A 15163-nucleotide genomic window follows, 5' to 3' on the forward strand; every position below is an offset into this window, starting at 1 on the left:
CGCTCCTTATTTCACAAAGCGGTCAGTAACGAACTGGCTGTAGTCGCTGGCGACGGCCGGAACTTTCCCTTGTTCTTTGAGGAACTGGGCGGTATCAAGAATCGCTTTATTCACCGGCCCTGAGAGCTGCTGAATTTGCTGCTCAGTGGTGAGATAGGTGTTCCCTTTCACCAGCCCCGGCACGTCGGCTTCCGGCACACCGCTCAACCGAGACAACTTATTCAGGTTGTCCGGCTGCTTCAGCCATTCTTCCGGGTTATCAATATAAGGGCGCTGCGCGTCAATGGCGCTTTTCGCGAAGGCTTTTACCACTTCCGGATGTTGTTCGGCGAAATCTTTGCGTACAACCCATACATCCAGCGTCGGTGCGCCCCACTGCGCCACTTTGGCGGAATCGGTCAGCACCGTTCCCTCTTTTTCCAGTTCATTCACCGCTGGCGCCCAGACATACGCACCGTCGATGTCACCCCGCTGCCAGGCGGCAATAATAGCGGGAGGTTGCAGATTGAGAATTTGTACCTGGCCTGGCTTGATACCCCAGTGTTTTAGCGCTGCCAGCAGGCTGTAATGGGTGGTGGAGATAAACGGTACGGCGATGCGTTTGCCGATCAGATCTTCCGGTTTAGTGATGCCTTTTTTCACCACCAGCGCTTCGGAATCTCCTAACTGAGACGCCAGCAGAAAGACTTCTATCGGCACCTGCTGGCTGGCGGCCACCGCCAGCGGGCTTGAGCCGATATTGCCGATCTGGACGTCGCCAGATGCCAGCGCACGCACCACGCTGGAGCCGCTGTCGAATTTACGCCAGTCCACCGTAGCGCCACTCTCTTTAGCAAAGGTATTGTCTGCCTGCGCCACTTTGGCGGGTTCGGCTGACGTCTGATACGCGACGGTGACGTTAACGGCCTGCGCCTGAAACGTCAGTAACGCCAGTGCGGTGATGACTGAAAAACGCGATGTGAATCCCATAGTGTCTGCCTCTCGTATTGTTATGAAAGGCAGTATTTCCGGCGGATGACTATTTGATAAAGGAATTAAAACTTCTGTTTAATTCCAAATAGTTTTTAGAAAAAAAACGGAAAACCTTAGCGATTAACTGCACAAACGTCACACTCAGCCACGCACCAGATGCAGTTTTGCTCTCCGGGCACTCAGCCGTGGGTGAGACGTCATGATCACAAACAGAAACGGTCGCCAGGCCATAAACACCTCCAGCATTGTTTAATGCTAATGCTGTACGCTAAAGGCGCGTTTCACCTTCAGCACAACGTCGTAACGCGACTCCGTCAGGTAATACTTGTGCATCAGTAAAAAAACATCTGTTAATCCACTCGAAAAGTGAGTGAATTTTTTAGCGCTTTTGTGAGTGTTTTCACGTTCAAAACAGGCAATGGATGAAGCACTGATTGTATGTTGTAACTACTCCCGCCCCAACCGCGGTATCACGCGGATATAAATAAGCTCAGCCAGCAGTTCAATCAGAGTCTGCGTGACGATCACCGCCGGGAGTACCGGTATCGCGCCGGGAACCGCCAGCGCCAGCGGCAGGATCACCAGTGAGTTTCGCGTCCCGGCGCTAAAGGTCACCGCCCTCCCCGCGCCAGTTTCCAGTCTGAACAGGCGACTCGTACCCCAGCCCAGCAGCGGTGCGAAGATGGCATACAGGAGATAGACCGGTGCGGCGTGTAGCGCAGCATTCACTGCACTACTTATCTGCGGTACAACCGATGCGACCACCGCAAACAGCACCAGCGCCGTTGCCGGAACCGGCAGCAGACCAAGTGTGTCACTCACGCGCGCGCCGCTCTCGTTGCGTTTCGCCCACCGCTGAACCAGTACGGCAGCGGCAAGCGGAACGGCTATCAGCCATAAAAACGCATGGAGGAAGGGCCCTGACTGTACGTACTCTGCCACGTGTTCGCCGAGAAAGGCATGGAGGTATACCGGCAACAGGAGGATTTGTATGATCAGCAATGCCGGTGTGGCGGCCAGTAACAGGCGCGAATCCGCACGTCCGAGCTGTGAAAAGGTCACGACATAATCGATGCACGGACAGAGCAGCACCAACAGCACGCCGAGGTGCAGGAGCGGCTCATCCGGCAGCAGCGGAAGCAGGGCCGCCACCAGCAACGGCATGACGATAAAATTCGTCAGTAGCAAGGAGATCAGAAAACGCAGCTGCGTTATGGCTTTGCCGAGTTCGATGACCGGCACCTGCAAAAAGGTGACAAACAACATGAAGGCCAACGCCGGATTAATCAGCCACGCGAGGCGCTCCGTCCCCGGCACCAGTAATGCGACGAGTACCGCAACGGCGACTGCCGTGAAATAAATAAAGACCTGACGCTGCTCCAGCGTATCGCGCAATGTTCCCATATGAAAATAAAGGTTACCGGTTAGTTAAAAAACTGGTGATATCATACCGGATTTGCGTGATGGATTAATCATCCTTTCGTTTAAGCATGGTGACGCAATCAGTAATACAGAAGGTGAAGCAAACAGGACATAGTAATAATTCACAAAAAAATAGTTCACCGATGAGAGATGTTATTTAGATATATTTTCTGATTACTGGCTTATAACTACCATGATCAAATAAGTAATATTAGGAGTTTAATCACACCAACAGTTCAGATATGTTATCAACAGTTCATTTAGTAATATTTTCCCGGATTGACAGATATCTTGCCCGATGCAATGCTGACCGCTAAAACCCTATAAAGATAATTTATCAGGAAAGCGCCATCAATGCAGTATGACGGGGCGCAGCGGAAGCGTACATGTATGTCTTTCAGATATATTCTCTGAATCGACTTGTTATTATATTTCCTGATAACGCTCAGACAATCTGAAATGTTTTCATCGTGTTAATTTACCTAAGATACACCCGTGAAATTAACGTTACATCTCGTCTGTCTGTTGTTATTTATTTGTCCACTGGCATTTTTACCAGAGATATTATACGAGTGTGTAAGATGAACAAAATATTCAGAGTTGTCCGGAACGAAGCGACAGGCGCGTGGGTCGCTGTACCCGAGTTTGCGAAGGCCCGAGGAAAACGAACGGGTCGTCGCGCACAGTCTGCTCTGTTTATGTCGGCTGCCATTATCGTGTCAACAATGACCGGGGCCGCGCCGTCACTCGCCGCGACAGTGACCATCGCGGCGGGCGAAAACGCTTATCTGTCACAAATCTATGGCACCGGCGCCACTCAGACAACGCGCTTATCTGACCTCATTTTTAATGGCACCAGTACCTCGCCCGCGACGCTTATCGTGGATAGCAATACAGCACAGGGATCCGATAGCTGGCTGTTCAATGCCACCGGTAACGCCGTTAACCGTATTGATCTTAATGGAACCCGACGGGCAGTCATTCAATTACTGGATGGCATCAATATGACGGTGAGCAACTCCGTGGGAGGGATTGTTTCCAGTACGACAACCACTTCGGGTATTGAGTTTGTACTCGGAAATGATAGTCAACTGAGCTTTGTTAATAACCATGCTAATAATGGCTATCCTGGTCTTATCTCCTCAACTTCGGATGTCGTGTTTCGCGGTGAGAATGGTACCGTCATTTTTGATAACAACAGCTCGTATAGCTATGATCCTGCCATTAACACCATTGACGGCGATATCATCTTTGAAGGCAACGTCACGCTGACCAATAATATCAACTACGGTGTTGCCGGGGGTGCCCTCCGGACAAGTCGCACGGGAGATATTATTTTTAGCGGTACTGATGCCATGGTTCTTATCAGTAATAACAGCGCAATCAGCTCGGGCGGCGCACTGTTTTCCGACGGTGATGTGCAGTTCTATGGTAACGCTGACATTTATGGCAACCGGGGAGTCAGGGATACCGCTGGCGCGATTGTCGCCCAGACCGGCCTGGTGATGGAAACCAACGGCACCGATGGCATTAAAGTCCATGACAACTATTCCAGCGCCCAGTCTGCGGGCGCCATTCTGATTGGCAATGGGACGGGCTTTACCGGTAGCTCTCTGCTGCATGCGAAAAACAGCGATATCCAGTTCTACGACAACTTCACCAACGTCGGGAACGGTTCGACACCGAATCTGACAAATGCGATTGCCAATGCCATCAATATCCGCCAACCGAACGGCACCCTGAATATTGCCGCCGAAGCGGGACGTCAGGTGCTGTTTCGCGATCCGATAACCAGCCTGGCCGCCAACGGCTCGGTGGTGAATGTCGTGGTTGGGATCAACACCACCGACGGCAGCGATGCAACTGACGGTAAAGTGACCTTTACTGGCGAAGATTTCACTGCCGGTTCCCGGAGCACACAATCGCGGATTTACGCCAACACGACCGTTTATGGTGGTGAACTGGAGCTGAAAGACAATGCGCAGTACGGCATGAACACCAGCAGTACCCGTTTCACGTTGCGGGATGGCGCGACATTAGTATCAACGGGTACGACAGCGAACACGGTGAATGTGCTTGCATCAGGCACCATGAATTTCGCCGATGGTTCAGTGATCAAAAGCAATGGTGACAGCACGTTACAGTTGAACGCCAGTAACCGGCTGGTTGGTGCTGCGGCGGATGATACGGTCACGATTGAAACAGGTGGGACCGATCAACTAACGCTCAGCGGCGTCCTGCCGGGCCAGGGGAAACTGGAAAAGATCGGCACGGGCGTTTTAGTAGCGGCCAATGCCAACCAGTTCCTCAACACCGGCGGTTTTAACCTGGCCGAAGGAACGCTGAACGCGCAAAACCTGTCACAGACCTTCACCGCACTGGATGTGCAGTCCGGCGCATTGCTGACCATGGGCAGCAGTGGCGCGAATCTGGCGATCACCGATCGCGCCATGATTGCCGGCGCGCTGGAACACGTTCAGACACTGACCAAAACCGGCAGCGGCGATCTGCAGATCGCGAACTCGGTGGGGGCTGACAGGCTCAATATGACGGGCGGCACGCTGAAAATTGATGCGGGTAAAACGTTAACTATCGCGACTGACGCGATGCTTGGCGATGGCGTCGCCACCCAGGTTGATATCGCCAGCAATCCGGCACTGAGTGCCGATGCCCTGGCGCTGCTGGGAAACAATACGCTGGATATTACCGGCTATGCACCACAAACCGACGAGAACCTGTATACCCTGGTCAGCACGCAGAACGGCATCAACGGTGATTTTCGCTATACCGTCGCCGGGCAGGCGCTGCAGGATTATGTCGACATCGACCATTTTCTGGTTGGCTGGGCGAAGAAAGATGACGCCGGTAAAAACGTCATCGCGCAGTTTGATCTGGTCTGGTTCAACACCGAAGACAACAGCGCCCACGGCACGTTTAACGTCACGGACGGCAACAGCTTCACCCCGGGTAAAGCGCTGACGGATAACCTGACCACCACTGCGTATGGTTATGGCTGGGACGGGAAAAGCCTGACCAAAACCGGCGACGGCACCCTGATTTTCTCCGCTGTTAACAGCTATAGCGGCAGCACCACTGTCGACGCGGGTACGTTGCGGACGGATATTGCCGGTACCCTGAACAGCAGCAGCGATGTCATCATCAACGGTGGTGTGCTTGATCTGAACGGCAATGACCAGCAGGTTAACCGCCTTAGCGGCAACAGTGGTACGGTATCACTGAACGGGGCGGCACTGACTGCCGTTAACGCTACCGATACCGACGATACCCGCTTCGCAGGCGATATCATCGACGGTGATATGGCGGGCGGTCGTTTTATCAAAACAGGCGACGGCAGCCTGACACTGGCAGGCCAGACCGGTTGGACCACCGACACCGAACTGAACGCGGGTGAGCTTGTCCTCGACGGCGTTAACGGCGGCGCGCAACTGACCAGTAACATCACCGGCAGCAGCGGCAGCCGTCTGACCCTGCAAAACGGCGCGACGCTGACCGGCTGGATCGACCCGACCGATGTGGACATTGATGCCGCCAGCCACTGGAACATGACCGGCGATTCACTGGTCAACAACCTGACCAGTGCCGGGACGATCGCGTTTTCCGCGCCAACAAATGATGATTTCAAAACCCTGACCGTTGAAGGCAACCACACCGGCAACGACGGGTTGATCGCGATGAATACCACACTCGCCGGAGATGACTCCCCGACAGATAAACTGGCAATTCGCGGCGACACCACGGGCAATACCCGGGTTGTGGTGAATAATGTCGGTGGTGCTGGCGAACAGACGGTTAACGGCATTGAGCTGGTTAAGGTGGACGGTAACTCTGCCGGTAACTTCGCGCTGACCAATGGCACCGTGGAAGCCGGGGCGTATGTTTATGCCCTGGCGAAAGGCACGGGAAGCGCGGAGAAAAACTGGTACCTGACCAGTAAATGGACAGGCAGTGTGACGCCGCCACCGGATGACCCAGTACCGCCAGTCGATCCGGTGAAACCGCCGGTGGTTGACCCGACCGCCCCTGACGCCCTGCGTCCGGAAGCGGGCAGCTATATCAGCAATATCGCGGCGGCGAACACGCTGTTTAACCACCGCCTGCATGACCGTCTCGGTGAGCCGCAGTACACCGACGCCCTGCGTAACGGTGATGATAACGTCACCAGTATGTGGATGCGTCACGTCGGCGGCCATGAGCGTTCCTCTGCCGGCGACGGCCAGCTGAAAACTCAGAGCAACCGCTATGTGCTGCAGCTGGGCGGCGACATCGCACAGTGGAGCACTGACGGCGCTGACCGCTGGCATCTGGGCGTGATGGGTGGCTATGCGAATGAACACAGCAACACCCGCAGCAACCGCGCTGGATACGGCTCCGACGGTCGTGTCAGCGGCTACAGCGCCGGGCTGTACGGCACCTGGTACCAGAAAGATGCGGACAAAACCGGAGCGTATGTAGACAGTTGGGTACAATACAACTGGTTCGACAGCAGCGTGACCGCGGAAAACCGTGACAGCGATGAGTACAAATCGAAAGGGCTGACCGCCTCACTGGAAGCCGGTTACACCCTGAAAGCCGGTAAGTTTTACGGCAGCCAGGGCACGCTGAACACCTGGTATATCCAGCCGCAGGCGCAGGTCACATGGATGGGCGTGGAGGATGATGCACACACCCGGAACGACGGTACCCGTATCGAAACGGAAGGCGACGGCAACATCCAGACGCGTCTCGGGGTGAGAACGTACCTGAACAGTCACCACAAAAGGGATGACGGTAAACAGCGGGAGTTCCAGCCGTTCGTGGAAATGAACTGGATCCACAACACCGAAGCCTTTGGCGTGAAGATGGACGGTCAGCGTGTGAGCCGTGACGGCGCCCGCAACCTGGGCGAAATCCGCACCGGCGTGGAAGGCAAGCTGAATGACCGCCTGAGCGTGTGGGGCAACGTGGGCGTGCAGATGGGTGACAAAGGTTACAGCGACACCCAGGGCATACTGGGGGTGAAATACAGCTGGTGATAATCAGTCAATATAGAGGAAATGTCCCTGACGGGACGTTTCCAGCCAGCTACTCAAGATCCGCATGCCGCTTAAACATGCTGTCGCTGGATTCGCCAGGCTGCGCCATTAGTTCAGGCACAATAGCGTCGTAGGTGATAAAATACATTTGCTCGAAAGACTTACGCAGAATATTTAAAGTTATTGTCGCACGCTCATTGGATTGTTTCCCTCCAGGCGGTAAGAAGACATTCCAATACTGGCACAAGAGGCATTTGACGATGTATGCCGGTACACCTGCATCAAAATCAATAGAGTGTATAGGCCTCAAGATTTCCGCTGTTTTCCCGCAACGTAAAGTCAACGCCATATATCCGGCTTGCAGAAACAACGCCTTTCTTTTTCTTAGCGGATGATTCAAGAATAATGGAATAGTTATAAGCTTTCCCTGCCTCAAAGCGATACCCAAAGTTTGGGATACATTTATCCGATGACACTGTAATAGCGTCATCATAATAAAATCTTTCTAGTTTATTCCTGGGATTACCCACTTCTTCAATGATAAGGCTGATAAGCTTTTCATCACCTTCCGGTTGAACAGCGACGCATACCTCATTCGCGACAGTGAATACAGAAGCCCGATAATGCTTCGCGCGAGGATCGCCAATATGAAAACACCCCGCCAGCAGTAAAGTGAATACGCTAACTAAAATAATCTTTTTCACCGCATTACCTCTGCTTAAGCAATTAGGATAGTCGTCAATAATGAAGATTATCCGTTCTATTTGATAATATCCAACAGCAATAGAAACACATCAAGACATCTGAAAGTGATGTGGGCCGAGCTCTATTGAAAATAGCTAGCGATGGAATAATTAACACTCCAAACCATTAACTCCATCTTCGTACTGGTTCACAGGATCACCAAGATGAAGGATGGCATCAGCACGGATATCGGGGAACGGTAACGCTCCGGATTCGGTATGGCTAAGTCTTGTTATTGCCCTTATACATGTAATGGTGAAAACTGGTTAAGATTGGCGCGATCAGTGGTAAAAAACGCACTTGTGTATATATGATAACCTGGTAAATTATAAAAGTCGGCGTGGCCGTTTAAGCAGAAAACTGGTTGCTTGAAAAAGTCACACGCAAAGGAAAGCGACACGAATACAAATTATTTTAATGAAATCTAATTGTACCAAGCCCAATAAGGAAGGGGCTTTCGGAGAAAGACCACTAAAAGGAAAATTCCGACATGGCAAATAACATCTACCTGACTATTAATGGTAAAAACCAGGGACTGATCTCAGCCGGCTGCTGTACTCTGGATTCTATCGGAAATAAATACCAGAGCGTACATAAAGATCAGATCCTCGTCCTCCAGTTCGACCATACCATCAGCCGCAGCCAACATACTCAACATCATCCTATCAAGTTCTGCAAACCCATCGACAAATCTTCTCCGCTCTTTGGCATTGCCATTACCAATAACGAAGAACTCGAACTCCTGTTTGATTTCTACCGCACAACGCAAACAGGAGCACAAGAAAAATACTATTCCATTCAGCTTACCAGAGCGACCTTGATGAATGTATCGGTATCCTATCCCCATGCCATGACTCATGCTGAAAACCAGCCCGAAGAAATGATCTCGGTTGCCTACCACAGCATCGACTGGAAACACCACATCGCTGGAACCAGTGGTTACAGCATCTGGGATGAACGCGTGTATTGAGAGGAATAGCACCATGCTAAATACCGTCGTTGCCCGAAACCAATTCTGTGATATCAGCCGGATAAAATTCAGAAAGTGGGATGAAATCGACGTGATGTACTGGAAATTGACTAAAAATGACCCTATGCGAAAAAGTGGAGAGTACTATTCGAACGCCTATAAAGATGCCTATGTTCAGTACAACAGACGGCTCATCATCGAATCTGCCAATGCCTTTGGTATTCCACCTGAACTGTTGGGGGGCATTGCCTGGATTGAAGTGGGCGGCAAACCAGAAGAATATAAACCTCTGACTATGAACTGGCGGGAACAGTTCAGTTTCATGAGAAATATCAAACCGACAGATCATACTTCTGTCGGTTCAGTTGCCATGCAAATCCGTGTCGCCGCCAGAACGCTCGGGCTTGATCCGGGAGCGCTAACCACACGTGACCAATTAGAGCTTGCCACTTGCCTGTTGGAAGACGAATTCAACCTGCGTCTGGTGGCACAACACCTTAGAGATCTGATCCTCTATGACTACCCGGACGCGGCCACACTTCACCCAACAGACATACAGTACAAAATAGCCGGTATTCGCTACAACCGTGGGATTGAACGCCAGCGGAATGATTTCATCCGATGGATGAGTAGCAACATACGCAAAGGCGATCGCAACTGGCCTTACATCTCCTACGGTGAGCGCTTGTTGTCCATCCGCCCTCACATAAAAAAACTGCTGGAAATAAACTGGTGAAAATAGATCGAAAAAGACTGGTCGAAATTCTCTCCCTCGGGGGATATTTCATTCTCGTTTATCTGTGTATGCAGGTCTTCAATGTAGGTGAATATGACTGGATGCGAGAACCTGGTAGCAGTGTGTGCAGCATCCCCCAAGACCCGGACGATACACGAGATATCACTGCACCTCTGTTTTTGTTTTTTCTGGGGACACCGCTCCTGATTGCTATGGTCAGGGACATCATCTGCAAGGATCTCTTCAAGGCGATTCTCTATGGCTTAGGACTGGTAGTCGTCATCGTCTACTGGTGGTGGTCGTTCTGGGGACAGTACAGCGCGTGTACTATCTGATCCCCTGAAAAACCTAATGCGGGCTTTAAGTTGATTTCGATAGATTTGGGAAATGTTTGAATTGGTGCCGGTAATAGGAGTCGAACCTACGACCTTCGCATTACGAATGCGACGTTATTATATTTTTACCCCTTTAAAAACCTACTCTTAAAACAAGTAATTCATTATAAAACATTATGTTATGAAAAACACCTGTTGATAAAAATTGACAGGTGTTGATGTTTATTCCCCCATTTTACTTACACCAGCAGTTACATTATGGTGATGTAACATTTCTCATCTGGAGCCCCAAAATGGCACTTCCAAGACAAAAACTCACCTTCGAGCGCATTCGAAAATTTGCTTTATCTGAAGGAAAAACCCAGGCATTTCTTTGGGATGCGGACGTAACTTCCCTGGCATGTCGGGCAACTCGCGGAACAAAAGCTTTTGTGTTCCAAAGCGTATATGCGGGAAAAACCCTTCGCATGACCATTGGCAACATTAACGATTGGAGGATTGATGATGCCAGGGCCGAAGCCAGGCGGCTGCAAACATTAATCGATACTGGGATAGATCCGCGTATAGCTAAGGCAGAAAAAATTGCTGAAGCGGAATCACAGCAGGCTGAATCTGACCTGCCCCCACGATTAGATACAACACTCAGTTAGTAACGCCGGAATCTTCATTCTCAGAATGACCCTTTCTCCAGCCCGCTGCAAATTCAGACGGTGTCTGATAATTCAGCGTGGAGTGCGGGCGGCATTCGTTATAATCCTGCCGCCAGTCATTAATAATTTTCCTGGCATGAACGATATCGCTGAACCAGTGCTCATTCAAACATTCATCGCGAAATCGTCCGTTAAAGCTCTCAATAAATCCGTTCTGCGTTGGCTTGCCCGGCTGGATTAAGCGCAACTCAACACCATGCTCAAAGGCCCATTGATCCAGTGCACGGCAAGTGAACTCCGGCCCCTGGTCAGTTCTTATCGTCGCCGGATAGCCTCGAAACAGTGCAATGCTGTCCAGAATACGCGTGACCTGAACGCCTGAAATCCCAAAGGCAACAGTGACCGTCAGGCATTCCTTTGTGAAATCATCGACGCAGGTAAGACACTTGATCCTGCGACCGGTGGAAAGTGCGTCCATGACGAAATCCATCGACCAGGTCAGATTGGGCGCCGCCGGACGGAGCAGCGGCAGACGTTCTGTTGCCAGCCCTTTACGACGTCTTCTGCGTTTTACGCCCAGGCCACTGAGGTGATAAAGCCGGTACACGCGCTTATGATTAACATGAAGCCCTTCACGGCGCAGCAACTGCCAAATACGACGGTAGCCAAAACGCCTGCGCTCCAGTGCCAGCTCAGTGATGCGCCCTGATAAATGCGCATCAGCAGCCGGACGGTGAGCCTCATAGCGGCAGGTCGACAGGGATAAACCTGTAAGCCTGCAGGCACGACGTTGCGACAGACCGGTCGCATCACACATCAACATCACGGCTTCCCGCTTCTGGTCTGTCGTCAGTACTTTCGCCCAAGAGCCACCTGAAGCGCCTCTTTATCCAGCATGGCTTCGGCAAGCAGCTTCTTGAGTCTGGCGTTCTCTTCCTCAAGCGACTTCAGGCGCTTAACTTCAGGCACCTCCATACCGCCATACTTCTTACGCCAGGTGTAAAACGTGGCATCGGAAATGGCATGCTTGCGGCAGAGTTCACGGGCGGGTACCCCAGCTTCGGCTTCGCGGAGAATACTGATGATCTGTTCGTCGGAAAAACGCTTCTTCATGGGGATGTCCTCATGTGGCTTATGAAGACATTACTAACATCGGGGTGTACTAATCAACGGGGAGCAGGTCAAATCTCGTAAAACGAAGGTAACCTTCACAAGCGCTTGGGAAGATTACCTTGAAGAATTGAGAACCGGAATCAGCGCAAAAACTAAACGCCCATATTCTACTCGATACATTGCCGATCACATTAACTTGTCCAGCCGTGGAGGGGTAAGTAAAAAAAGAGGCCGGGGCCCAACCTCGGCTGGACCATTGGCTAGCTTACTCGACCTACCGTTATCGGAACTAACACCAGAGAACATTGCCGCATGGCTAAGTACAGAGAGACAAAATCGGCCTACCGTCACTGCTCATGCCTACCGGCTGTTGCGTGCATTTATCAAATGGGCTAATTACCAGAAAAAATATCAGGGAATAATCCATGGCGATATTGCACAAGATCATAACGTGAGAAAAGTGGTTCCAGTATCAGCGAGTAAAGCGGGAGATTGCTTACAAAAAGAACAGTTAAAAATCTGGTTCAGTGCCGTACGTAGCCTCAATAATCCCATTGCATCGGCCTATCTCCAAGTACTTTTGCTCACCGGTGCACGGCGTGAAGAAATTGCGTCACTTCGGTGGTCTGACGTAGATTTCAAATGGTCAAGCATGAGGATTAAAGACAAGATCGAAGGCGAACGTATCATCCCTCTCACTCCTTATGTTTCTGAGCTGTTAAGTGCGCTAGCGCAATTCCCAAATTCTGACGTAAATAAGGAGGGTTGGGTTTTCAGAAGTAACAGCAAAAGTGGCAAAATTATTGAACCGCGTTCAGGACACAACAGAGCGTTAGCTCGAGCTGAGTTACCACATATCAGCCTTCACGGCTTACGCCGTAGTTTTGGCACTCTTGCTGAATGGGTTGAAGTGCCAACAGGTATTGTTGCTCAAATTATGGGACACAAACCAAGTGCACTGGCGGAAAAACACTACCGCCGTCGTCCGTTAGATCTGTTGCGCAAATGGCATGAAAAAATTGAGAGGTGGATCTTACAGCAAGCAAATATTGTAAAAAAATAACCGTTGATATGCGTTGATTTCATTTAATATCAATAGATTACAGAACAACATCCATCGTTGACATAAGTGTATTTTAAGGTTTAAATTCCATCGTCCACTTTTAAATCAGGAGATAAAGCATTATGTCTAATTCTTTGATGAGTTCTGCGCAAACTAGCTCAAAGGCTCGAATAGTACGGGTCGTGGGTAAGATCAAAGTTGTTCGTTCTAGTAAGCAGCGACAAACCTGTGCTGAGTCCATATTTCAGGAAAGACAGATGAACATCAGGATTCGAGCTGCTCTTGGACACCTCAATGAAAAAAACTCTTTATACAATAAAAACAATCGACATAAAACTTTGGGCGTTTTTTTTGCACGTATCATCTCGCACAAAAATCTGGCCGAAAACTCGCAAGGTAATGCGTCTAAATCAACTAAAAGTACCTCATCCGGCTCAAGCGAAGGTAGTGACCCTGACCCTGAAGCTTATTCAAGCTTGGCTTTTTCGTTTTCTTTTTGGTCCTTTCTTTCCCTTCTAATTTCATTACTTTTTGTATATGCCTGCATCTCAATCATTGAGGTGGTAGCATGAGCATATATGAGCAATCCAGAACATCTTTATCTGAACTTGTTTCCACAAGTGAGTTAGCACATCTATTAAACCTTAAAGCCCAAACAATTCGAAAATGGCTTTGCCAAGACAAGCTGCCTAATGGTTTACCACGCCCAAAGAAAATTAACAGCCGACATTATTGGTTACGCAAAGACATTGATAGGTTCCTATTAACCTTCTCAGTATATTGTAATTAACAGCAGCCTCAAAATCATAACTCCCCAGCTATTCTAAAGAATAGCTGGCTTAATTAACAGAAACAATCCGTCAATAAAAGATACTAAATCACCACCGTTTATCACATTTTACATTAACGAAAGTCAAGGATACATATGAAAAAACGCATCACTTTCAGCGCAAACAAAAAATCAACTATTGATGCAATCGACGACTATAGCAATGCAAAAGGATACTCTAGGTCAGAGGTGATATCATTTTTGTTAAACGCCACAGCCCCAGCATTGAATAAAATAACATCGCAATATCATATAGCTCAAACTTTGGAGTCAACATTAGGCTGTATTTTTGAAGAGAAGGCCCCCTCAATCGCACGGGGTGAGCCAAAATTAACTTACGAAGAGTTTTTTTATTCCGTCTGGAACACTCACATTCGACACCGGAACGAGGTTGTCGATCAAGATTTTTATGCGCACAAAATACCTCATGATAAGATGGGTAAGAGCGAAAAAAAATTAATTCATGAAAAGCTCTCATACATTATAAAAAGTTTCAATGTAAAAAAAGCAATTTTTATTTACACAGATCGGCGCGTGAACCGCAAACATCTCATTGCAGGAGGGTTATCTAATATCATACTGATAAAGGACACAGTCTACGATGGTTGTTTTTTTGATTTGAGCAGCATTGTGATTATGCCAATCTTTGAACTTATTACATTTGGAGTTGAGGCAGTATTGAAAAGAAATAAAACTCCCCCTAAACAATCATGCTATTGCTGGATACCAATTTATTACACAAATGATCTAGCGGTAATGGTTCCGGTAATTGCCGAAGGCGATACACCTCAAAAGGCGATGAAAGGAGGAGATGCCATCATTATTAATCCCTTTAACGGTGAAGTAAACCATACATTCTGATACCAATGTTAAGCATAACCACTTAGTTTACATACATCTCGACAGTATGGAGTTATTGCCTAATAGCTAGATGAGAGCAAAAGATGCCTACTAACAAAACAAAACCAAAGAAAATGCAGGGAAGACCTGAAGGAAGTAAATATTCTTATCTAATTCAGAATGAGAAGGCTAAGCATTACTCTCAATCCAAGGTGGCAAAGATCTTAGGAATAAGCATTTCCACGGTAAAAAGATACTGGGATAATGGTATCTTTGGATGATCATAATTGCAGAGTTACTTTTTAAGTATTTTACTGCACGGGTAATGGGTTGATAACAAGTTTTATTGTTGGAAAGGTATTATAAAGCAATCATTACTACCAACAGTTAATTAACATAACTAATTACAGACATTCAACTATGTCTTATCATATTACTATATACGGCTATCGAAAG

Annotated in this window: 10 protein-coding genes and 4 pseudogenes; 10 read left to right on the forward strand and 4 right to left on the reverse strand. The window is 49.1% G+C overall.

Translation table 11 applies throughout. From position 1 onward, the window contains the following. Window positions 1-6 precede the first annotated feature (6 nt). Both tauA and QMG90_RS16775 read right to left on the reverse strand, forming a co-directional pair. A complete protein-coding gene (tauA, locus tag QMG90_RS16770; RefSeq protein ID WP_283280780.1) occupies window positions 7-969 on the reverse strand; it encodes a taurine ABC transporter substrate-binding protein in 963 nt (320 codons plus the stop codon). 450 nt (window positions 970-1419) lie between these two features. After that, the gene (locus QMG90_RS16775; protein WP_283280781.1) at window positions 1420-2376 is read right to left on the reverse strand and encodes an arsenic resistance protein; all 957 of its coding nucleotides are present in this window, start codon (window positions 2374-2376) and stop codon (window positions 1420-1422) included. A gap of 599 nt (window positions 2377-2975) precedes the next feature. On the opposite strand from QMG90_RS16775, the pseudogene QMG90_RS22575 reads away from it, so the two are divergent. Together QMG90_RS22575 and QMG90_RS22580 are read left to right on the forward strand one after the other, a co-directional pair. Next, window positions 2976-3047 (forward strand): annotated as a pseudogene (locus QMG90_RS22575) (ESPR domain-containing protein); the annotation flags it as partial. Window positions 3048-5462: 2415 nt separating this feature from the next. After that, window positions 5463-7427 (forward strand): annotated as a pseudogene (locus tag QMG90_RS22580) (autotransporter outer membrane beta-barrel domain-containing protein); the annotation flags it as partial. Window positions 7428-7714: 287 nt separating this feature from the next. Here the strand turns inward: QMG90_RS22580 and QMG90_RS16785 are convergent. After that, entirely contained in the window at window positions 7715-8131 is a 417-nt protein-coding gene (locus QMG90_RS16785) for a putative T6SS immunity periplasmic lipoprotein (RefSeq protein WP_283280785.1), read from the reverse strand. A 530-nt stretch (window positions 8132-8661) separates the two neighbouring features. Between QMG90_RS16785 and QMG90_RS16790 the strand changes: the two genes are divergently transcribed. The 4 genes and pseudogenes from QMG90_RS16790 to QMG90_RS16805 all read left to right on the forward strand — a co-directional run. Then, the gene (locus tag QMG90_RS16790) at window positions 8662-9141 is read left to right on the forward strand and encodes an Hcp family type VI secretion system effector (protein WP_283280786.1); all 480 of its coding nucleotides are present in this window, start codon (window positions 8662-8664) and stop codon (window positions 9139-9141) included. A gap of 13 nt (window positions 9142-9154) precedes the next feature. After that, the gene (locus QMG90_RS16795; RefSeq protein ID WP_283280787.1) at window positions 9155-9877 is read left to right on the forward strand and encodes a hypothetical protein; all 723 of its coding nucleotides are present in this window, start codon (window positions 9155-9157) and stop codon (window positions 9875-9877) included. Next, window positions 9874-10212 carry a DUF2645 family protein gene (locus tag QMG90_RS16800; RefSeq protein ID WP_283280788.1) on the forward strand — a complete coding sequence of 113 codons (339 nt, stop codon included), beginning with the start codon at window positions 9874-9876 and terminating at the stop codon, window positions 10210-10212. Before QMG90_RS16795 ends, QMG90_RS16800 begins: the two co-directional genes overlap by 4 nt. A 218-nt stretch (window positions 10213-10430) precedes the next feature. Then, a pseudogene (locus QMG90_RS16805) lies at window positions 10431-10826 on the forward strand (Arm DNA-binding domain-containing protein); the annotation flags it as partial. Window positions 10827-10854: 28 nt separating this feature from the next. On the opposite strand, the gene QMG90_RS16810 reads toward QMG90_RS16805, so the two are convergent. Next, window positions 10855-11975 (reverse strand): IS3-like element ISSen4 family transposase gene (locus QMG90_RS16810; protein WP_108716776.1). Its coding sequence is split into 2 segments (ribosomal slippage): window positions 10855-11717 and window positions 11717-11975, totalling 1122 coding nucleotides; the frame shifts between segments, so codons are not numbered across the junction. Between the two features lie 64 nt (window positions 11976-12039). On the opposite strand from QMG90_RS16810, the pseudogene QMG90_RS16815 reads away from it, so the two are divergent. The 4 genes and pseudogenes from QMG90_RS16815 to QMG90_RS16830 form a co-directional block, all read left to right on the forward strand. Beyond that, window positions 12040-13055: pseudogene (locus tag QMG90_RS16815) on the forward strand (tyrosine-type recombinase/integrase); the annotation flags it as partial. A 105-nt stretch (window positions 13056-13160) separates the two neighbouring features. Further along, complete coding sequence (locus QMG90_RS16820) at window positions 13161-13610, forward strand: hypothetical protein (protein WP_124053099.1); 450 nt, start codon at window positions 13161-13163, stop codon at window positions 13608-13610. Further along, window positions 13607-13828 carry a helix-turn-helix domain-containing protein gene (locus QMG90_RS16825; protein ID WP_003847740.1) on the forward strand — a complete coding sequence of 74 codons (222 nt, stop codon included), beginning with the start codon at window positions 13607-13609 and terminating at the stop codon, window positions 13826-13828. Before QMG90_RS16820 ends, QMG90_RS16825 begins: the two co-directional genes overlap by 4 nt. A gap of 135 nt (window positions 13829-13963) precedes the next feature. Continuing rightward, on the forward strand, window positions 13964-14728 hold the full coding sequence (locus QMG90_RS16830; protein ID WP_006809977.1) for a hypothetical protein: 765 nt from the start codon (window positions 13964-13966) through the stop codon (window positions 14726-14728). Window positions 14729-15163 lie beyond the last annotated feature (435 nt).

The sequence above is a fragment of the Trabulsiella odontotermitis genome (assembly GCF_030053895.1).
GTDB lineage: Bacteria > Pseudomonadota > Gammaproteobacteria > Enterobacterales > Enterobacteriaceae > Trabulsiella > Trabulsiella odontotermitis_C.